At 41.4% G+C, this 20,862-nt stretch carries 19 protein-coding genes, 2 tRNA genes and 1 pseudogene; 12 read left to right on the forward strand and 10 right to left on the reverse strand.

All coding sequences use genetic code 11. The annotated features are described in order from the left end of the window. Positions 1 to 215 precede the first annotated feature (215 nt). The gene (locus QUB80_RS20630) at positions 216 to 1,157 is read left to right on the forward strand and encodes a tetratricopeptide repeat protein (RefSeq protein WP_289791481.1); all 942 of its coding nucleotides are present in this window, start codon (positions 216 to 218) and stop codon (positions 1,155 to 1,157) included. Between the two features lie 314 nt (positions 1,158 to 1,471). Here QUB80_RS20630 and QUB80_RS20635 read toward each other — a convergent pair whose 3' ends face one another. Together QUB80_RS20635 and QUB80_RS20640 are read right to left on the reverse strand one after the other, a co-directional pair. Further along, on the reverse strand, positions 1,472 to 1,597 hold the full coding sequence (locus QUB80_RS20635; protein WP_289791384.1) for a hypothetical protein: 126 nt from the start codon (positions 1,595 to 1,597) through the stop codon (positions 1,472 to 1,474). Between the two features lie 15 nt (positions 1,598 to 1,612). After that, positions 1,613 to 3,526: a thiamine pyrophosphate-binding protein gene (locus QUB80_RS20640; RefSeq protein ID WP_289791385.1), complete on the reverse strand. Its 1,914-nt coding sequence runs from the start codon at positions 3,524 to 3,526 to the stop codon at positions 1,613 to 1,615. A gap of 361 nt (positions 3,527 to 3,887) precedes the next feature. Here QUB80_RS20640 and QUB80_RS20645 point away from each other — a divergent pair, with 361 nt between their 5' ends. Together QUB80_RS20645 and QUB80_RS20650 are read left to right on the forward strand one after the other, a co-directional pair. Continuing rightward, positions 3,888 to 4,661, forward strand: coding sequence for a DeoR/GlpR family DNA-binding transcription regulator (locus QUB80_RS20645; protein WP_289791386.1), 774 nt, complete (start codon positions 3,888 to 3,890; stop codon positions 4,659 to 4,661). Between the two features lie 238 nt (positions 4,662 to 4,899). Further along, complete coding sequence (locus QUB80_RS20650) at positions 4,900 to 5,559, forward strand: cytochrome b N-terminal domain-containing protein (protein WP_289791387.1); 660 nt, start codon at positions 4,900 to 4,902, stop codon at positions 5,557 to 5,559. On the opposite strand, the gene QUB80_RS20655 is transcribed toward QUB80_RS20650, so the two are convergent. Next, positions 5,526 to 7,448, reverse strand: coding sequence for a cation:proton antiporter (locus tag QUB80_RS20655; RefSeq protein ID WP_289791388.1), 1,923 nt, complete (start codon positions 7,446 to 7,448; stop codon positions 5,526 to 5,528). The genes QUB80_RS20650 and QUB80_RS20655 overlap by 34 nt on opposite strands. A 359-nt stretch (positions 7,449 to 7,807) precedes the next feature. On the opposite strand from QUB80_RS20655, the gene QUB80_RS20660 reads away from it, so the two are divergent. Further along, positions 7,808 to 7,880: transfer RNA gene (locus QUB80_RS20660), tRNA-Glu, on the forward strand. Between the two features lie 241 nt (positions 7,881 to 8,121). Here the strand turns inward: QUB80_RS20660 and QUB80_RS20665 are convergent. The 3 genes from QUB80_RS20665 to QUB80_RS20675 form a co-directional block, all read right to left on the reverse strand. Continuing rightward, positions 8,122 to 8,736 carry an SRPBCC family protein gene (locus QUB80_RS20665; RefSeq protein ID WP_289791389.1) on the reverse strand — a complete coding sequence of 205 codons (615 nt, stop codon included), beginning with the start codon at positions 8,734 to 8,736 and terminating at the stop codon, positions 8,122 to 8,124. Then, on the reverse strand, positions 8,705 to 10,786 hold the full coding sequence (locus tag QUB80_RS20670; protein WP_289791390.1) for a GAF domain-containing sensor histidine kinase: 2,082 nt from the start codon (positions 10,784 to 10,786) through the stop codon (positions 8,705 to 8,707). Before QUB80_RS20670 ends, QUB80_RS20665 begins: the two co-directional genes overlap by 32 nt. A 727-nt stretch (positions 10,787 to 11,513) precedes the next feature. Further along, the gene (locus tag QUB80_RS20675; protein ID WP_289791391.1) at positions 11,514 to 11,849 is read right to left on the reverse strand and encodes a ribbon-helix-helix domain-containing protein; all 336 of its coding nucleotides are present in this window, start codon (positions 11,847 to 11,849) and stop codon (positions 11,514 to 11,516) included. 405 nt (positions 11,850 to 12,254) lie between these two features. On the opposite strand from QUB80_RS20675, the gene QUB80_RS20685 reads away from it, so the two are divergent. Beyond that, positions 12,255 to 12,773, forward strand: a complete 519-nt coding sequence (locus QUB80_RS20685) for an HNH endonuclease (protein ID WP_289791393.1) — start codon at positions 12,255 to 12,257, stop codon at positions 12,771 to 12,773. A gap of 16 nt (positions 12,774 to 12,789) precedes the next feature. Continuing rightward, a complete protein-coding gene (locus QUB80_RS20690) occupies positions 12,790 to 13,179 on the forward strand; it encodes an alr0857 family protein (RefSeq protein ID WP_289791394.1) in 390 nt (129 codons plus the stop codon). Positions 13,180 to 13,210: 31 nt separating this feature from the next. Here QUB80_RS20690 and QUB80_RS35275 read toward each other — a convergent pair. Beyond that, positions 13,211 to 13,424, reverse strand: a pseudogene (locus QUB80_RS35275) (polysaccharide deacetylase family protein); the annotation flags it as partial. Positions 13,425 to 13,443: 19 nt separating this feature from the next. Beyond that, positions 13,444 to 13,517: transfer RNA gene (locus QUB80_RS20700), tRNA-Arg, on the reverse strand. Between the two features lie 394 nt (positions 13,518 to 13,911). On the opposite strand from QUB80_RS20700, the gene QUB80_RS20705 reads away from it, so the two are divergent. From QUB80_RS20705 to cutA, 4 genes are all read left to right on the forward strand, one after another. Next, complete coding sequence (locus tag QUB80_RS20705; protein ID WP_289791395.1) at positions 13,912 to 14,568, forward strand: Npun_F0813 family protein; 657 nt, start codon at positions 13,912 to 13,914, stop codon at positions 14,566 to 14,568. 116 nt (positions 14,569 to 14,684) lie between these two features. After that, positions 14,685 to 15,566, forward strand: a complete 882-nt coding sequence (locus tag QUB80_RS20710) for a hypothetical protein (protein ID WP_289791396.1) — start codon at positions 14,685 to 14,687, stop codon at positions 15,564 to 15,566. Positions 15,567 to 15,590: 24 nt separating this feature from the next. Next, positions 15,591 to 16,547, forward strand: coding sequence for a helix-turn-helix domain-containing protein (locus QUB80_RS20715; RefSeq protein WP_289791397.1), 957 nt, complete (start codon positions 15,591 to 15,593; stop codon positions 16,545 to 16,547). Between the two features lie 129 nt (positions 16,548 to 16,676). After that, positions 16,677 to 17,003 carry a divalent-cation tolerance protein CutA gene (gene cutA / locus QUB80_RS20720; RefSeq protein WP_289791398.1) on the forward strand — a complete coding sequence of 109 codons (327 nt, stop codon included), beginning with the start codon at positions 16,677 to 16,679 and terminating at the stop codon, positions 17,001 to 17,003. Positions 17,004 to 17,155: 152 nt separating this feature from the next. Here the strand turns inward: cutA and QUB80_RS20725 are convergent, their stop codons facing one another. Beyond that, positions 17,156 to 17,692, reverse strand: a complete 537-nt coding sequence (locus tag QUB80_RS20725; protein WP_289791399.1) for a DUF4330 domain-containing protein — start codon at positions 17,690 to 17,692, stop codon at positions 17,156 to 17,158. 332 nt (positions 17,693 to 18,024) lie between these two features. Here QUB80_RS20725 and QUB80_RS20730 point away from each other — a divergent pair, with 332 nt between their 5' ends. Then, entirely contained in the window at positions 18,025 to 18,894 is an 870-nt protein-coding gene (locus QUB80_RS20730) for a M48 family metallopeptidase (RefSeq protein WP_289791400.1), read from the forward strand. Positions 18,895 to 18,940: 46 nt separating this feature from the next. Here the strand turns inward: QUB80_RS20730 and QUB80_RS20735 are convergent, their stop codons facing one another. Beyond that, on the reverse strand, positions 18,941 to 19,699 hold the full coding sequence (locus QUB80_RS20735; protein ID WP_289791401.1) for a metallophosphoesterase family protein: 759 nt from the start codon (positions 19,697 to 19,699) through the stop codon (positions 18,941 to 18,943). 787 nt (positions 19,700 to 20,486) lie between these two features. Between QUB80_RS20735 and QUB80_RS20740 the strand changes: the two genes are divergently transcribed. Further along, the gene (locus QUB80_RS20740) at positions 20,487 to 20,705 is read left to right on the forward strand and encodes a hypothetical protein (protein WP_289791402.1); all 219 of its coding nucleotides are present in this window, start codon (positions 20,487 to 20,489) and stop codon (positions 20,703 to 20,705) included. Positions 20,706 to 20,862 lie beyond the last annotated feature (157 nt).

Raw genomic sequence — 20,862 nt, forward strand, 5'->3', positions numbered from 1 at the left:
CCCAGTACCTAATCACCAGTACCCAGTACCCAATCACCAGTACCCAATACCTAACCCCCAGTACCCAGTACCCAATACCTAACCCGCATTTTGCGACTTTGCGCAACACCCTAAAGAAAGGTTTTAGATTTGCAATAAAAATCAATTAGGAATTTGGCTATGAAGTTATGTTATTGTTTTGTGAATCGGAAAAATAAATTTCATCCTAAGGTATGATGCCAAACTCCTTTAAACTCACCCTAAATGTGGAGGCAGAATTTTTTTTCCAGCAAGGGTTGCGAAGGAATAACGTCCAAAAGTTTGAAGCGGCGATCGCTAGCTTTGATAAAGCACTCAGATGTAAGCCAGATTATCCGGAAGCCTTATTTCAAAAAGGTTTTGCTCTCGGTTCCTTAGGTCGTCACAAAGATGCGATCGCTTGTTTTGACGAAACTATCAAATTACGTACCGATGACTGTTGGGTTTGGCACAACCGAGCGATAGCTCTAGGAAAGTTAGAACGCCACCTAGATGCTCTCAATAGCTTTGAGCGAGCGATTGAATTTAACCCCAATGCTGCTACTGCTTGGCATAATCGCGGTCTCACCTTGTGCGATTTGGGACTATATGAAAAGGCGATCGCTAGTTTTGAGCGCACCTTGAAATTGCAAGCCGATGCCTATTGGGCATGGAACAACAGAGGTAATGCTCTTAGACAACTGAAGCGCTACGAAGAGGCTCTCAATAGCTACGATCGCGCCATTGAGTTCTTCGTGAATAACGTGTTGGCTTGGCATAATCGAGGCGTAACGTTGAATGAGTGGGGGCGTTATCACAAAGCCATTGCCAGCTTCGATCGTGCCTTAACAATTCAACCCAACCATCACAAAGCTCTACTAAACCGAGGTTTGTCTTGGGAAAAATTAGGGTATTACGAAGATGCGATGAAAGACTACAACCAAGCAGCAGAGTTACAACCCAAAGATCCTGTCGTCTGGTACAGCAAAGCTCGCTGTTATGCCTCACAGAACAATATCGCAGCAGCAATTGAGAACCTACAACAAGCAATTAACCTTAGTCCAGAAACATACCTACCAATCGTCGCCAATAACTCAGACTTTGACAGAATCCGCTCTGATGAACGCTTTCAAGCTTTAATCCAAGAGCAAAAATATTAGAGGTGTTGCGATCGTGTGAGGAGAATAACCTACAAACATCTAATTCAGGAGCAAAGCCAGAGGAACTGGGGGATAATTTAGAATATTTCTCTTGTTATATTCCCCCCACTTCCTGATTAAAATTCTTACAAAAATATGAAATATTTTATGTTACCTTAACCCCAGCTAATCACTTCATCGTTAGAATCTCTCCGCATCAACCTAATACACTATAATCTGGCTCAAGTTCTCGCATCCTATTTGCGATCACCTCATCCTTTCTTTTCCAACCGCAAGTAGAATATTTATCAAAATAATTGAATTGTAAGCACAATTTAACCAACCTGACGACGATGCCCACGCGATCGCTCCAATTTGAGTTGGCGATCAGCCCACAGGCTCAAGCCTGGGGCTATACAAACAAAGCCTGCCAGAAACAGGCTTCGTTTGTGTAGCCGCACCCTTTAAGGTGACGACTATTTAACTAACTCCTTGACTTTATTCATAATGCTCACTGGATCTATGCCTTGATGGGGGAATTGTTCCCACAAACCGCCGCAACCTTCGTGATGAGTGCCAAGATAAGCATATTTGGGAGTATAATCGCGCTCTAACAGCCAGGAACCAAAACGGCTACCCAATCCGGTGCGACGGTTAAAGGATTCTACTACCAAAGCGAAGGGAGCGTTACCAATTTTAGCCATCATTTCTTCATCGATAACGTTCAGGGTTGATTTATTAATCAAACCGACATCTAACCCTTCTTGCTTGAGACGCTCTACAGCATCAAGGGCGCGATAAAGAGCATCGCCAAAGCTGATGATGTAGCCTTGCGTTCCCTCTCTAACCACCTCATCTTTACCGGGAACAAATTTGTAGCTGCTACCAAACAAGTCATTATTATTACTGTCCTTGATATTGGGTACCTTGGAACGAGTGGAGAAAATAAACCGCAGCCCAGGCTCAAAGAATACAGCTTCCACACAGGCTTTCATCTGATTCACATCAGCTGGAAAGTACAGACGTGTTTCGTAGCCATCATCCAAGCCATTGTCAGCGAACATATTATTTAAACCGAAGTGGCAGGTGTTATCTGCCATGTCATCTATACCCGCATGAGAAAAGTGGCAAAGTACATTCGAGTAGTTCAGCCGTGCCATCGTAATTTCTGAGATGCACATTTCCAAGAAAGCGCTGAAGGTTGCGAAAATACCTTGTTTTCCTTCCTCCATTCCAAATCCGGCAGCAGCAGAGAAGTTACCTCGCTCCATAATGCCGGAGGGAACAAAAATTTCTGGGTAGGCATCGTGAATCTTCTTTAAACCACAAGAGCCTTCCAAATCGCTATCGATCACCATGACTTTTTGCTTGCGCTCTGTTTCGCTCATGCGACTCAGCACGGCAACTACTGCTTCACCAAACACATTGCGGTTAGCACCCCATTCGTTACCTGAACCGAGGAAAGTATAGGTTTGTTTGGGTTTGGTAATACTCTTGAGGTGTTCGACAGCAGCCGTCTGTCCGCGAGATTCCAGATATTTAATTGCCAAATCTACCGAAATCACGTCATGTCCGTGATTGGAGCCTTCTAAGCCTTCAATACCGGGACACATGGGACGTTTGTTGATTATAGCGATCGGCCCTGGAGTAGTCACTGCTTCGCACAGACGGCTATATAAATCATCTAAGTCTTCCCCATCTCCCTCTAGTACCTTCAAACCGTGCCCTTGTAAGGTTTTAGCAACGCTGAAACCGGGCAGGTATTTAGAAGGATGTCCGGCGATCGTCACGTCATTATCGTCAATAATTAACTTGACGTTGAGATACTGAGCAACAGCCAAGCGCGCTGCTTCGGCGTCGTTACCTTCCTGCTGAGAACCGTCAGAACCAAGACAGAAAACTACTTTGCCTGGATTTGCCATTGCCACGCCATTGACATACGGCCACATATGCCCCAACCGCCCAGAGCTAAATTTTACACCAGGAGTTAGTCCCAATTCGGGATGTCCCGGTAAGGTTGAGTGTGCTTCGCGATAACGCAGGAGTTGCTCGGGTGGTAAATTTCCATGCAGGGCTGCCATTAAGTACTGAGTTGCTACTCGATGTCCTGCCTCATCGAAGAAAATTGGTACAAACTGATCTGATGCTCCTCGAAAAAATGCGTCGAGAATCATCACCTCTGGTACTGTGTCATAAGGGCCACCAGTATGACCACCTACTCCTTTAGCTGCCCCAGTCGCTGTGAAGAAAACGATCGCATCACGGCAAAGTTGAATGTTTGCTTTGAGGATCTCTCTTTGCTCAGTCTTCAGAGTCGCATTCGCCGGATTAAGTGCCAGAGGTTTGTAAGCACCGAGTTCTATGGGAAATTTGATGTCAGTAAAAGTCATGACTTAATTCCTTGGGAAAGAGGGTACTGGTGATTGGGTACTGGTGATTGGTGATTGGGTACTGGGTACTGGTGATTAGGTATTGGGGATTGGGGATTGGTGATTGGGTATGAGGGATGGGGTATTAAGATTTCTTGATTCTTAGTCCCTAGTCCCTAGTCCCCAGTCCCTAGTCCCTAGTCCCCAGTCCCTAGCCCCTAGTCCCTTTTACTTCCCCTATGCACGAATGTGCTTGAATTATTTAAAAGTAATCCCAAATATGCAAAAACCTGCACGCCTATGAGTATAAACTCACAAAATAAGTATAAACTCACAAACGTGCAATTTCAAGATGAAATGTGCAACTTCAGGAAAACTAGTCATGCTAACTGCGGAGCGACGACAATTAATCTTAAATATTCTTCATCGTGATAAAAAGGTGCTTTCATCGGAACTTAGTACAGTTCTTAAGGTTTCCGAAGATACAATTCGTCGGGATCTGCGGGAACTAGCTGAATCTGGTTTATTGCAGCGCGTGCATGGAGGAGCGCTACTGGCTTCTCCTGCGATCGCCAGTTATGCTGATCGCCAAAAACAAGCACCCAAAGAAAAAGAAGCGATCGCTCGTGCAGCAGCAAAATTGGTTTGTCCTGGGCAAGTGGTAATTTTAGATGGGGGTACAACAACGCTCCAAGTAGCTCGTCATTTGCCTTTAGATTTGCAAGCAACAGTAGTCACAAATAGCCCTCCAATTGCCATTGCCCTAGCAGAGCATCCCAACATTAAAGTTGTGATGCTGGGCGGACAACTCTACAAAAAAGCCTTAGTAAATGTGGGTGCTGCGACAATTGAATCATTACGCATGATTCGTGCAGATTTGTGCATGCTAGGGGTGTGCAGTCTACATCCAGAAATTGGAATTAGTGTGCAGAACTTAGACGAAGCCCACGTCAAACGAGCAATGATTGCTGGAGCAGCAGAGGTAGTTGGATTAGCAACAGCACAAAAGTTAGATACTGCTGCTCCGTATGTCGTGGAGTCAATTCATGCACTCACTTATCTTGTCACTGCACCGATAGTATCTGATGAAATGCTAGTTGCTTACAAAGCTTTGGGTTTAACAATTATTCGCGACGCTCTTAACCCTACAGCCTAGAAAAGAGGAGGGGGACAAGAAAGCACCAGGAGCAGAGGAGAACAACCAACTACTGTACGGGCGGGTTTAGAAGATAAATTGTCGGTTTTAACCCAAGGATAATCAACAAAACCCGCCCCTACTAACCACTAACCACTAACAAATGACCAATGACCAATAAATCTTCACCACTCTTAACTTTTCTTAGCTAGACTTGTAATAAAAATATGTATTTAGCTAAGCAAAGGAGCGGTGAGCCATGCAAAACACCGAGTTCGATAGGGTGATACGGCGCATAGCAACGATACTCTCAGTCGTAATCATTACGCTGTCCTTTATTGCTGCTTCTACTGGAATTTTGCTGTCTTTTTATTACGAGCCTGCAGCAGGGAGAGCTTACCAGTCTTTGAAAATGATTTCAGAGCAAGTACCTTACGGTTGGTTATTCCGTAAAGCCCACAATATTGCTGGTAATGCAGTAATTGCGATCGCTCTGGTGCAAATTGTGGTGATGTTTTTGGGCAGACGCTATCGCAAGAGTTGGCTAGCAGCTTGGATCAGTGGGATTTTGTTTATCTTAATGGCGATTGGGTTGTCATGGACAGCGATGATCTTAAGCTGGGATCAAGAAGGCTTCTGGCGTTTTAGCATTGAGTTGGGAACAATCGAAGCAATTCCTTTAATTGGTTCACAACTGCGAGAAATTCTGACTGGTGGTGCGATTAGTACACTCACGATCCAGCGTCTTTACACAATCCACAGTTACATTCTCTCGCTCGCTGCCATCATTATTTCTGTGGTGCATTTGTTAAGCACGCTGTGGCAAGAAAAGCAAATGCAGCGAGAAGGAGTAAACTCTGAAGTTAGTAACTCCCAACAGTTAATTCAAGGTGCAGGAACGTCACTAGCAGAGAGTTGAGATAATTTATTGATCGGCACTTCTTCAACTTCTGGTAATTTTTCTAGGGAAAGGCGAGTAGATTGACTAGCACCAGAAAGACGTTTTAAAAGGTTTGGTCTAGGATCGTGCAGTAGGTAGATAATGCGATCGCCTGCCTGCCAAGGTTCGCCCGCAGGCATAATCTGCAATTTCTCATCCCGTTCTAAAAATAGGGGTACTAATTCACCAGTGCGGATTAATGCCTGCAATTGCACCTTTTGCAAAGAAAAACCATTCTCCTTGAGAGTTGAGATCCCTAACTTCACTTGCTCATCGTTCAGGTACTGAATCCAAGTTTTAATTTGCAAGTCGCTCAGAAAAGCTTGGTTAACTTTGGTTTTATTTGTCGAATTATTAGCTTGCGGATCGCGAGGGAAAACAGCTAACACCCGTGGCGGGTTAAACTCCTCTGCCGCTCGTTGTGCCAAAACAAAATTTACCTCACCATTTGTGGTCATAGCCAGAAAAGTCCCCATAGCAGACAGTCCTGCTTCTTCTAGAACATTAGCATCTAAAGCACTGCTAGTTATCACCTGAAGATTTTGTGCTTGGGCTTTTTGGCTAGCTTCTTGATCAGTATCAATCATTACTACTGGTTCTCCCCGTTCTTGCAGCAGGCGAGCAACCAAAATACTCAAAGGATTACAACCAACAATAACTGCTCCAGCAGACTCTTTGGGCGTAATTTGCAGCCATTTAGCAATCCAACCAGCAGTTAAACCTTGGCAAAACACTGTCATGATAATTGTCAAAAAAACCAAGGCTTTAATTGCATCACCACCATTGATGCCATGCTCTGTCAGCAAAATTGCAAATAAGGAAGCAACAGAAGCAGAAACAATTCCGCGAGGGGCTACCCAACTCAGAAACAGTTTTTGTCGCCAGTTGAGGTCACTATTCCACGTACACAAGAGAATATTAATCGGACGAACAACAAACATCAATGCCAGAACAGTAAATAAACTGCCCCAACCCAAGGCAAACACACTAGCAATCGATAAATCGGCTGCTAGGAGGATAAATAGCACTGAGACACAAAAAATCGTCAGTTGACCTTTAAAATGCCGCAGTAAGCGTTCTTCTGGTACCGAAGCAGCTCCAAATACAAGTCCTGCCACCACAGTTGCCATTAGCCCCGACTCGCTACGGATCATTTGTGCGAGTGCAAATAAGCCCCACAAGCCAGCTAGTACAACCAGGTTTTTCACCTCAAAGGAAAGAAAACTGGCACGCTTGCAAATCAAAGCCATCAGCCAACCACCCGCAGCACCAATAGCCCCGCCAATACTGAGGCGCATAAATAAACTGCTAATGGCAATCAGGGGGTCGGCATTGTCGTTTAAGATTGTGTTTAGTACCACGACAGCAAGAATGGCTCCGACTGGGTCAATTAAAACTCCTTCTCCTTCCAACAGGGTAGCAACTTGTCGCTCCACATTAATATGTTTTAGCAGGGGACTGATTACAGTCGGCCCTGTAACCACAACCAAAGAAGCGAACAGAAAAGCGATCGGCCAAGGAAACTCCCCCAACCAATGAGCCGCCATGCTGCCACCAAGCAACGTGATCAGAGTTCCCAAGGTGACAAGTAGTTGCAAGCTTGTGGAGACTTTGTTTAACTCTTGCAATTCCAGACTCAGTCCGCCTTCAAACAAAATTATTGCCGTTCCTAAAGCAACAATCACTTCTAGCCCAGTACCCAACAAATGCGGGTGTAACACTCCAATGCCATCAGAGCCAAGCAAGATGCCAAACAATAATAAAAATACAATGCTGGGTACCCGCAGATATGCTGCCAGTACCTGAGCGCTAATGCCTGCAACAACTGCGATCACCATTTGCAGGGTGATTTCAAAAGATGCTTCCATGTGCTAGATTTTGAGCGCTATTTTTCAAAATCTTTGGTAAAGAATGGTAAATCTTCGCTTTTGTGGATGCGATACCACACCCCCATTCTTTACTAAATAGAGAAGTTGTTTCATACTTAGTTGTATATATTACAGCATTTTTGAGTCGGTCAAACATAAGTTGATGCTAACGCTTGAGATATAAGCGCTGCATAATGATACTTGCCCCAAAAGTGTATTTTTTTGAGCATTCGCTGTCAATAACTTTTACTTCCAACCAGTGTAGCTGCTGCAATTGAAAATATTGCTAGAAATTTATTCACAAAACCTGTTGACATCAACTGTAAAAACAGTTAGATTTATAAAAGTGTGAACCACGCGCCCCCATCGTCTAGAGGCCTAGGACACCTCCCTTTCACGGAGGTAACGGGGATTCGAATTCCCCTGGGGGTATCTCAAGTAGATGCGTAAACATGAAAAGGGCAAAGGTTCATTTTAAATTTCTTCTTTTTGTGTGTTTTCGCAGGTAATATCATGTAGAAGTACTCCTGTGATAGTCTTGAGGATTTCTACATTATTTCACCAACACTTTACGAATAAATATTAATTGTGAATCAAATGCGCTGCGAAAATTTGTGAATCGAGAATATTAATGATGACGCGAGTAATATCTAGATGCGTCATCAGCAGTTGTTTAACTTGCTAACACCTCTACACGTTGGCGAATTGCAAGTAGATTGAGTTGTAAATCTTTGGCTAGCCGACGTTCAATGATTCCTACTGGCATAGTGCGTTTCGGCCAAACTCTCAATATGTAGCAAAGATTAGTCCCCATTTCTTGGGCGAGAGAATAAGGCTCTAAGCCCCAACATCCAGAAAAATCTTTAAAATCTCCTTCTACCATCCGGAAAGTAATTTCCTGTGGGAATTTTTCTTCTAGATCGAGAACCACACGAGCAGAAAAATTAAAGCGCAAAAAGCGTTGAGAGCCAATTTGCTCTAAGCGAATACCACCATTGGGATGCTCCAACAGACGACTTGTAGCTAAGTTAGGAATAAAATCAGCCAACGCTTCGTAATCTGTAAGCACTTTCCAGACTTGTGCCACTGGTTGTGGAATTTGGATCTTAGCAGTGATTTGCCGCTGTCGCTCCGCGATTTTCTCAATCTGAACTGCTACAGCTTGCAATTGGTGAGCATTACCTGCCAAATCCTCTTCCAGGTAGGTTTCGTCTTCAGTGACGATTGAATCGAGCTTTTCTGGTGTGTATTGTTCTTCAGTCACTTTCAGAATATGATTTGCTTTCATCAGAAAATTGGGGCAAGGTTAAGCTAAAGCAGATTTTGCTGAGGTTGGTATTCTCAATCGGAATGCTTTCCACCGCAATTTCCCCATTTAAATGCTGTACCAAGGACTGAACTAGGGCAAGCCCCAAGCCTGTACCTGGAATCCATCGTCCTTTACCACGACGGAACTTATCGAATATATAGGTGGCTTCTTCTTCAGAGATACCATTTCCTATATTAATTACCCTTATGATAACTCGATCAACTTGCTGGATAACTTGGTGCTCGGCTTGTAGTTGAACAACTGTGTCTCTTTCTGAAAATTTGCCAGCATTAGTTAACAACTCTTGCAGAATTCGATCAAAGCTCTCTAGTTCTGTTTGTAGCTCTAATGCTTGATTTGCCAAATCAAGATAAATTCTTAATCCGTTATCTACCAGTTTTTTCTGAAAAGATGCAGCTATCTCTTGAATTCTTGTATTTAAATCGATAGTTTCAAATTGTGGACGTTCTTGATGAGTCTCTAGCTTCTGGAGCGTCAGCAAGTCATTAATCAAGTTTATTTCCTTGCTACACTCTTCTTCTAAGATATCTAAATACTTAGTCTGCCGCTCTAGTGTGATTCCTGGTTGACGTAGAATACGTATTGCCATACGCATATTTGTCAGAGGATAGCGCAAGCGATCGCTCATGTTACTTAAAAATTCATCTTTCAGTTCGTTGAGTTCTCGCAGTTGCTCTACGTATTGCCTTTGTTTTTCGTATAATTTAGCCTGAACGTCTAAACTGCGCTGTAATTGAGCTGTACGCTCATCCACCAACATCTGCACCTGCCGCAGAGTTTGCGTTTGAATAATAACATTACTGACTTGAGCGCAAACCATTTCTATAATATTGACTTCTGCTGCTTGCCAAATCCGAGCTTCTGCTTGTTGTAGCACCAGAAATCCTAAGATTTTGCCTTGGCTTTCCAAAGGCATAAGCAGCATGGCAGGCAGTTGCTCCAATCCAAACACTGGTGCAACCTGAAGCATATCGCTGCGATCCATGTAGTCATTCAGGATGATTGCTTTACTAGACTCGCTAAACACACGCTGGCACACGCCACATTCTGAGAGCCAAAAGGAATTCTCCTGAGTATCTAATTTACTGGAGTGGAAACTTTCTGTAGTTCTTACCCATTCTCCTACTAAATTTGCTTTCGCTTTGGGAATCTGTCTTTTCGGCAAAGTTCTAAATAGCGGATCAGCATATTTTAAAAGTATGAGCAAACCACGATCTGCTCCCAAAGACTCCGCAGTTGAAGCGATCGCCAATTGCAGCATTTGGTTTAATTCTAAATTGCTACGACCAAGGATCGTCAATTGCTTAATTAGGTTTTGATGCCGGGCGCAAACTTCTAGATACTGCTGTTGTGAAGCGATTAACTGTCCTTGTGCTATTTGAGAAAAAGCGATCGCGCAAACTGATTCCACTGCTCTGAGCAAATGTTTTTCCGACTCACTCCAATCGTATATCTGTGATTTAATCAGGCTAATTACACCGTTTTTGTTAGTGCCAAACCGAGTAGTAATTGCTAAAACAGCTTTTATGGGTAGCGGCAAAGATTGACATCCTATAGCCAAGCTGTCTTGAATTGTTGAAATATCCTCTATGGTTGGTTCACAAGCACACTGCACTACTGGTAAATCCAATTGTTCCAATGAAAATATTTCGTCAGAACGCTGCAAACCAAAATACTCTTGAGCACACCAGTTCCCAATTATTTCTTCACCGGATGCTTCACCCTTAAACGTCACTAAGCAGCAGCAATCTACTTGAAATGCAATCCCTAGCACTTGGGCTATATCTTGCAGCATACCTGCTGCAGTTGAGCTATTGGCGATAATTTGATTGATCTTTTGTGCCAACCTTAGTGCTGGTTCTTCCTCATACTGCATCAGTTTGACCGGATATTGTGTGAGTCGATCTACTTTATTTATGCACTGTCGGGGTGATGACAAACCCTTTTCTATTTCTGGTAAGCTCTTGAATCTTGACCCCATTGTTTTTGTACCCAAACCTCCTGCCATATGCTTACTCCATTTGTGTGACTACACCCTCCTGAGTCAGACATCTTTAAATTTCAAGAGCTTCTCTCACTTGTTATAGCCCCTTTCTATTCCAGATGGCCAATTCTTATATGCAAAACGCATTGAGTAATAGAATACATAAAATCTACTAAGATGCCGAAGCTGAATAATAGCTGTTTATTAAGCGTTTACTTAATTTACCAACTTTGACCTAAGAATACCCTGTTTGTAACTATACACAAACCGTAATTTCTCTGGAATTATGAAAAAATCTTATGAATTTATACGAATTAATACTTAAATATAGATTTAAAAATGTAATATTTTTTTCATTGTTATTTGGATTAACAAATCAGTATAAGCTTGAGTTAAATAGCACAGATACCTATATATTAAGCATAAAATTACACTTTTATCCTTTTGGTAGGAAAGTAGCAAATAAAACCTTGCTTTTACTATTAATACTTTTCTTTTAGATTTTTTTTAATTTTGACTAGGTTAATATTGTGTGTCTGGTGAATTTGTTTAAAGTCGGCTATTTGATAAATTTTTGAATGCAAAATTTTTCAAAGTTAGCCACCATATCTTGTTATAAGTTTATGTAATAAGTATTTAGTTTTTATTTTTTTAATTATATATATTAAAGTCTACTAGTCCAACGACTATGAATGCAGCCTAGTTGAAATGCCAGTAATAATAACTAGGCTGCACTCACTTGAGTCCAAATTTATCCAGCCAAGCTTTCGATACTTAAAGGAACCATATCGCCATTTCTTGTTAGTCCCAATAGCATCGGTTGTTGCGGTTGAATGACTTGGCCTGTTAATACACAGCGTTCCTCTTGCTGGGCAGTGGCAGATATACTAGCTCGAATATCAGCTTTGGAAAATCGGGGTTTCCATTCTCCTGATTTTTGCTGGACATAGTTCCAGAGAATATCGCGGATCAAGGCTTGATATCCCTGATTGCCAGCTAGTTCCTTCAACTTATCTTTCAATTCTCGCTCTAATCTGATGCTGGTGACTTCCATATCGGTGGTTGGCGTGCGAGCAATCGTATGCATGAGTTTTTTCTCCTTAAAACTATAGACAGGATAGTAATACAAGTGTAGTATGTTTAAAGGAATGTTCAATAGGTGAAATTTTCTGTGAAATTCGTTTACCCCAACTCTACTTTCATGCATGTTAAGAACTCCCAAGTCAATTGGGAATTAACCGCCGTGGAAGTGGAGTATTTATTTATGGGGTGTGGAAACCGAAAGCATCTTCAATTCACAGAGGGTAATCGTGATTTTAGATATGCCAGGATTAGTGTACTTAATCGAGCACCACAAATAGACGAAGAAAGCGGGAGGTACAGGCACCAGGATACTGTACCGATATAGGAATAAAAGACTTAAAAAAGGTCAATTCCCAACCCCCGCTTCAAATAAGAAAGGAGCGGGGGTTTTTAAATGAGGAGTCAAACCGTGACAAGTGCAACGCAAGTTTTAGAGCAATCCGTGGTGGTGTTTTCTCACAATTACTTGCCATTGTGTCGGGTAAATATCAAGCGCGCAATTGTACTTTTAGTAACCAACAAGGCTGAACCACTAGAGATAAACACGGTTAGCGGATGGCAAGTTCATTCACCTAGCTTGGTAGTGTATGTGCCAAAACAGATTCGCTTGAAAATTACTTCTTGCGAGCGAATATGGAAAGTCTCGCCAGTGAATAGGCGAGAAGTATTGCGACGAGATCGTTACAGTTGCCAATATTGTGGTAGTAGCAAAAATTTGACACTAGATCACGTGATTCCCCGTTCTAGAGGCGGGCAACATACTTGGGATAACGTAGTTGCTGCTTGTGAACGGTGTAACTCCTCCAAAGGAGACAGAACCCTCAAAGAAATTGGTATGCACCTGCGTACCACGCCAAAAGCACCAGTCCATCCGGTGATCGCTTTTGCAGAACAATTTTGGTTGGACTTGCAAATAAACCTGGAATAGCATGAGAGCATGAGGAATGCTGAAACTAACTTATACCGAAACAAGCTTTCACCTAGAGTGTCTGACTCAATCCTTAGAGGAGTGGGTAGCGCAGCGAGTGATTTTGGCATTGCGAGTCGGTCAAAGTCTGTGCGTTGAACCCAGCAGTGCTTCCTTTTTGCTTCCTGTCGATCTGCCAGGATTAGAACAGCTCAAGTTTGAGGTGCAGTGGGATGAGAGAGAAACGATTATTTTGTGCGTCTGTGATGCCAATTATATTGAAGTTACTTTGCGGGGTTCTTGGCTTTCGGATGGTTCTGAAGATGTAAAAGGTGTGTTTGTTACCACCATAAGCGATCGCACTGAGCTATTACTGTACAAACTTTGGTTAGCAGCGACAAGCTGTGCTTCGGCGATGAGTGAATGAGCAATTTACAGGGTAGACAAAAAGCCTACCCTCAATTTTTCATTTTCAGTAATTCGGGGATTGTCACAAATTGATAGACTTGCTGTTTAAGACCACTAATAATTTGTGGTTAGGCTTTTACTATTCTTTGAAGATTAACGCCGCCATCATGCATTAGAACAAGAGTGCCTGGATTTGGCACCTTTCAACACATTATTTACAAATGCTTACGGTTCGGTACGAGGGGCGGCATTTGCAGAAGTAAGCTAGAACCTATATATCATACGAGCGCGGCAGGACTCGAACCTGCGACCAACTGCTTAGAAGGCAGTTGCTCTATCCACCTGAGCTACGCGCTCATTCTTAAAAGAGGCTATTTGAAACTAACTTTTAGTTATTTTATCTGTCCTCCTACTATAATGCAATCTAAAATTGCGGAATTTAGGATTGTGAGGCTAAAATTCAAGTCACGACATGAGAGAGCCTTTGGCTCTAGTTCTCGTTACCAGGTTTAACCTAGTAATCAGGATTTCGGGGCTGTCTACTCCAAAATGTTGGTAGGAATGCAAGATGTGAAGTTAGCTATATTTGTATAGTTTATAAATTTGTTTAGACGTATGCCTTTTGTCAGGTTTTGCAAGACGGTTACCACAACAAAACACGCAAAGACGCTGGGTCACTCTGCCCTAATAGAGTTATGATATCTGCCATGTTAATTAAGAATGCCCCTGTGAGGAGTTATTTGCCAGTGTCATGTTTATTCTGAAAAAGCAGGATGTTGAAATATCGACTATTCAGCACCCAAAACGGGATCAGCAGATCCCTGTCCTCCATTATCAGGGGCAAACCTTTAGGTTAATTAGCGTCTTCAAAGCTAGCCAAGAAGAAGAAGCCAGAGCCTTATGGAGAGATTTTACTGATAATCAGGGCAAAGCCTGTGTTCTTTTGGAGGAACCAGATCGCTTTAGCGTTTGGGGCAAAATTCGCCTAGATCAACTTAGCGGTGATACAGGCGATCGCGCTAGACTGGATATATTTACTCAAGCAAGCATTTTGCTGCTACAAGCCGTATACATGGATATAGAAGACTTTTTAGGTACTAGGCAAGCGGCATTATTTAAGAAAGAAATTACAGCCAAACTTCAGCAGTGGCAATTCCCTCAAGTTTCTTCTCCAGAGGAAGTCAAAAATCTGCTAGAGATGAATCCACAAAAAGATAAATTACCAAGTTGGAAAGAAAATCACATCATTACCCTGTTGCAAGAACTGCATAAGCTAGGGAAAGGCTATTTTGGCAATACTAACTTTGCTCATTCAGTGGTTGATAAGCTACAAGGTATGCCTGAAGAAGAGCGATCGCTATTCTTGGGTTGGCTAAATCAATCTCCACTGAGTAAACTGTGGCATTAGTATAACGGTGTTTTTAGCAAGTAGATTTTTATACTATAAAACAACTTCATGAAGGTTGTTTTGCTAGGTTTCTACTCGCGAAACACTGTCAGCATACGTTGACACAGTGAATTTATATGAGTAGCATTTACAACAAGCCTCAAAGTTCTAAGTCTTTATTGACGACTCAAAATATTGTCTTATGTGGCATAATCTGGGGTATATTGGCATTTTTGTACTTTTTGTTATTTAGTGCCAAAATTCCCGGTGCAGATGGGACAGAAACACGTACCGGATGGTACGTTCTTGGTACAAATATTTTTGAAGCACTAGCTTACTTATGGTCTGGTATCCTATGCTTGAGGAATTGGCGTAGCGAGCAAATAGTTAGCGGTCGCAATGTTTGGCTAGCTATTGGTATCGGTATGCTTTCCTATTTCTTGGGAGGGATAATTTTTGGCTATATCGAAATAGTTTTACAAGAAGAACCCTTTCCTTCAGTAGCCGATGTATTTTATGTAATAACATATTTGTCGCTGGGCGTAGGTATGATTTTAGCAGTGGCTTCTAGAAGATTACATTTGGAAATATCGCAGTGGATAATAGTATTGGCAATAGGAGCCTTGGGCAGCACACTAGCATGGTTGATTGGAAATCAGCCACAGACAACAACAGTCGTCAGTCAATCTTCTTGGTTAGAAGTTGTTGCTTCTGTTTTAAATTGGTTTTATGTGCTGAGTGACGTATTGCTGTTAATTTTCGCTACTACCCTACTCCTGGCTTTTTGGGGTGGAAGAGTTTCTCTTTCTTGGCGTATGATTGCAGCTGCGGCATTTTCGCTCTACATTGCAGATATATGGTATAAATACGCCGAGAATTCGATTCCAAATTATCAAAGTGGAGAGATACTAGAAGTGTTTTGGGTGTGGAGCGGAGTTTTATTTGGCATGGGTGCAGCCTTGGAATATGAGGCATCATTAAACCGTTCCCGGCGAGAACGGGGAAAAAAACGTGGTTAGAAAAAAGTTTGCTTGGTGTCTATTGTGAGAAAACTAACAGATTCTGATAAGGAAGAAATCCTCAAATTATATCGTCAAACTGCTGAAACGACCTCAACTTTAGCGGAACGCTATGACGTAAGTAATTCGACTATTAGCCGTTTACTCAAAAGTACTTTGCCAGAAGACGAGTATGAATATCTCGTTTCTTTAAAGCGTGCAGCTAGAACTCCTGAGGGCAGAGCGCAGGTAACCTACGAAAACCCACCTTTATTTACTCAAGTTGAGCTAGAGGCAAAGGAACAGGAACTGCCACAACAGAAGCCTCCTTTAGAGGAGGAGTTTAGCCCCGTTACTGCAACTGAGCCAATTCCTAAGAGCAGAAGAGTGAAGCGGCGTTCTTCAGCAACGGAGGAGGTAACACCATCTGTCGCAGAACAGTTAGAACTGTTACCCAAAACCCAGGAAATCACAAATATTCCCAGCCCGCTCATAGAGGATAAACATCCGAATGCGCAAGCAATAGCTCAGATTTTGGGTGAAGATTTGTTAGATGAATCAGAAGAGTTGGAGGATTTAGACGAAGATCTTGATGAAGAAGACTTCGATGATGAAGACTTCGATGATGAAGAAGACTTTGTGGAAGCACCACGTTTAGTGACAAGAGCTAGAATTGGTGATTCATTTGTGCGGGTTTTGCCGCTCTCAGCAGCTAATTTACCAAAAACTTGCTATTTAGTTATTGATCGCTCTTCGGAATTAATTACCAGACCACTTAGGGATTTTGGTGATTTAGGACACATTCCTAGCCCAGAAACTCAGGAAAGAACGTTGCCCGTATTTGATAATCATCGAGTAGCAAAACGTTTTTCTACTAAACGCGATCGCGTAGTTAAAATTCCTGATAGTAAAATGCTACATAAAGCTCGTTATCAACTGCAAGCTAAGGGCATTACTCGACTGCTAATAGATGGTCAAGTATATTCCTTATCTTCTGTTTAATTCAAAGATGCGATAGACTAAGTCCGAGCAAATTTATTACGTTTCTACAACAGTCAATAGTTAACGGTCAATAAGTAAAGAGATTGACCATAAACTATTGACTCTTCAAAATTCTAAATGATAGGAGCTATGGCTAACTCTACTGCCTATGGTGTAGTGTTGGTAACAACTGCCTCAAAAGAAGAAGCAGAGGTGATCGCTTCTGCTCTCGTAGAAGCCAGACTGGCTGCTTGTGTAAGCTTGTTTCCGATTCAATCTATTTATCGCTGGCAGCAAAAAATACACAATGAGCAAGAATGGCAGTTGTCCATTAAAACTGATTTAAGACTATTTCCACTTTTAGAATCTAAAATTCGCGAACTCCATTCTTATCAAGCGCCAGAAATTATTGCTCTGCCTATTGTTTACGGCTCAGAGCTTTATTGCCAATGGATTTCGGAGCAAATTGGGAGTTAGAACTGTTAAAGCACTTCTCATGTAGTCTGACGCAAAGACGGGGTAACAAGGCGACGCGGACAATAGTATGTAGCAAGATTTTGAAGAATTGATATCACATAAAAAATAGTCCCCATTTCTGAATATGAGATGGAGACTATTTTCCGCATCAGCTATGACTTATCTTTAACCCGAATATCAATAACAGATGCGTTGAAATTGTAATTAAATCCATCCAATTCAATTGGAACTCCAATTTTGAGTTTGCTCGAACCCATAACCGGGCCATTATTTGTGATTGTAGCTTTACCATCTAATGTCACAAGCATATCTGTACTAAAATTGTTTGCTTTTGGATCTGGCATTTCTTTGATAGAACCATCTGGTTGTGGAACTAAGACAGTTCTGGGTAATAGTCGCGCCGATTTAATATTAATAGTACCGTGGGGTTGATTGCGGATAATAACGTTTGTTTTACCGCCTTTTGTTAAACCTTGATCGAATAACTGTTGAGGATCACGCACATTCAAACCACGCACAATCAAATCAATCTCAACTGGTTTTGTTGTAACTCCAACTTGGGCAACAGAACCAGTTGTACCAGGAAAGAAAAAGATGCCAAATATAACTAGCAATATTACCAGTGCAGCACCTACGTCGAGAATGTTGAATTTACCGAATAACCGACCTTTGGAATCTAAAATAGTCATAACCAATTTTTCCAAATCAAAGCAGAGTAAGTATTTCTGGCAGTATGGTAAGAGTAGAAGTGTATGTTTTGTTATCTAAATTGACAAATTTCAATCATTTTTATCCTTAGATCCACTGAACCTCACGCATCACTGCCTTTTATATTTTTTGATCGTGCAACAGTTTATCACGAACGCTGTTTTTAGTTCATATTCAAAATAAATAGGATAAAACAGCCGTATACCCAAGTAAAAATGCTAATACTTGGATCATTAATTCAAAATGCAACTTATAAAACCTTAAATCCGTCTCATCTTTCATGTTCTGCCAAAATACTCCTCAAACGGGATAGATGATGAATAGGAAAAATTTATATTTTAATTACAATTTTTTTTGGCGTCGTTATTTTTATCCTTTAGTTTCTGTATTAGTAGCGCTGAGTATTTGCTTGAGTACAGCCCTGCCTTCCCAAGCTTTGGATTGGTTACCTTTACTTTTACGGGGAGTTCAAGTACTTCAGCTTTCTAATATATCTGATCGCCAAGAAGCTGATATTGGTAAACAAATCAACCAAGAATTGTTAAGCGGTGATGTGCGACTATATCGCGATCCGGAAATTAATCGTTATGTGGAACAAATTGGGCAGCGTCTAGCAGAAAACAGCGATCGCCCGAATCTGAAATTTACTTTCCAAGTAGTTGACAGTGATAGTATAAACGCTTTTGCTACTTTGGGAGGTTATGTGTATATTCATACAGGTTTGCTCAAAGCAGCAGCCAATGAAGCAGAACTAGCAAGTGTAGTTGCCCATGAAATTGGACACATTGGCGGTAAGCACTTAATCAAACAAATGCGGCAAAAAGCTATTGATGAAGGTTTGTTAACAGCAGCCGGATTAGATCGCTCTACAGCAGTGCAATTAGGAGTGCAATTGGCACGTAACCTGCCCCGTAGCCGCCAAATGGAGTTTGATGCCGATCAAAGAGGACTGAAAACTTTTTCACGCACTGGTTATGCTCAATCGGGAATGATTTCCTTTATGCAAAAGTTGCTCAGTAGCAGTAGCCAACGTTCTGTACCAACATTTTTAAGCACTCACCCGGCAACTAGCGATCGCATTGAAGCTCTCAAACGCGCCATGAATAATCAACCAAGTAACAGCAACCAAGGATTAGATAACACTGCTTATCAAGCTAGTATTCGAGCACTACTCAAGTCTTAGTGTTGCTTTGGTTCTTTGCAAATTGTGTCCCCTCCCATCCTTGCCGCTACGCCAGACAATGCCCGCGATCGCTAACTCGAATCTGTTGTGGTTGTATAGTTGTTACCACTTCTTGTAAAGGTAGAGTGCGGACACAGTTTTTGAAGACGTTAACTTGATATACTAAACGATTTGTAATATCTAGTGCTGTTAACCAGCCACTGCGCGGGTGATACGCGCCAGTATCAATATCAATCCATCCTTGTCCTTGCGCTAGTTTCCCAGGTACAACACCAGGCAAAGTAAAGGTGATAGTGTGACCAATAATTATTAACTTATCGGGGAAATAGGGCTTCGGGATGCTGTGGAAGTCATCTCGTACCCAGCACATTTGCTCGGCAGTTTGTTCAGCTAAGGGAATTGAGGGATCAACGCCAGCATGAACTAACCAAATATCTCCCAAATCTAAGTGTGTAGGCAAAGTACTGAACCATTCTAGATGCTCGTGGGGGATAGTAGCTTCTTTATAACTAGCTACTGTTGCTTGCCCACCACTATAAAGCCATGCTTGCACTGTTGGGGTAGGAATACGTTTGGTAAAAATGTTTAATAACATCTGCTCGTGATTCCCCAACAGACACTGATAAGGACTATTTTTGACAAAATTCACTACCTGTGAGCTTTTTGGCCCGCGATCAATTAAGTCTCCTAAAAAATAAACTTGATCGTCTGATGTAGGAGCGATCGCCTCCAACAATCTCATTAAACCTTGATAGTGACCATGCACGTCTCCAATTATTATGCGGCGTTGCCTAATTACGCTCATCGGCTTTTTGCTTGAATAACATTGCCTTATCTTGCTGCTACAGATTAAACTGTCTAAATTTCGCAAACTTATTGCAAAATTCAGAATCTATCTAAATTATTCCCAATTTAACTCTGTATTACTAAATATTTATTTCCTTCTTACAGGTGATTATAGAGTAACCGACTTAAAAGAAGTCAAAAGCTTAAAAATCATCCATGGCTTGTTTTACTAGGCTTGATGATACTTTCTTTGTAGCGTAATAACACACAAAATTTGAAGTTGTGAACAAGCATTGATAATAACACTTTGAATTTTATAGTTGAGAGAGTGCGCAACTAAATCCAGTTTATTACTGAGTATATATATTCTGTGCATACCAGTGTCATTCTCTACTGCAACTCTATGCAACTTGGTAGCACTTCTATGAAAGACTAAATCAGCAAATAATGTATCTATTGTTACACTTAGTCTTTAACAAAAGATTAATAAATTAGTCAGTTTTGTAACAAATTGCTTGAAATCCCACATTTAAAATAACAATACTTAAGGTTTTGATCAAAACAGAAGCAAAGTTAATCTAGATAAAATGCCTATCTATCGAAGATGTACCTCTAAGTAGGTATGTCAAGTCAATGAAATATTTATTAATATATAGGATATATACAATATGTTAAGAAACTGGAAATAATTAATACACTCGAAAGACATGGCACTGAAATACTCCTGATAGCAAGAACTGTTAAAGATGAGTTTTTCCTAATTCCCAAATTTTGAGCCAACTTCTTTACCAACGGAGTAGAAAGTAATGAATAATCAGCAATCATCAGACTCTCAAGGATTTCTAGGCAGTCTGAAGAATGGAATTTGGCTGTTTGGTATCTCATCTTGGTTATTTGGCATTACAGACAGAAGTATTGCTTCTTTCTCAGATGGATATCTATCTGCATTAGATCTGACACAGCTATTTACAGCATCTACCTTTTTTGTGGCATGGCTATTTTTAAAGCCATCAACTAGACCTTAGGGGCTTGAAAGACTTAATTGTTAACCATATTTGTTTTGGTTGGTACTATCTTGTAAAAATTTGCAAGTTCAAGAAGTAAAAAATAAATACCAAGTAACCAGAGTGCGTTAATCAGTGTATCTGTATTTATTGGCATAATATCGGGGTAATTCTGCAA

It is taken from the genome of Chlorogloeopsis sp. ULAP01, assembly GCF_030381805.1.
GTDB lineage: Bacteria > Cyanobacteriota > Cyanobacteriia > Cyanobacteriales > Nostocaceae > Chlorogloeopsis.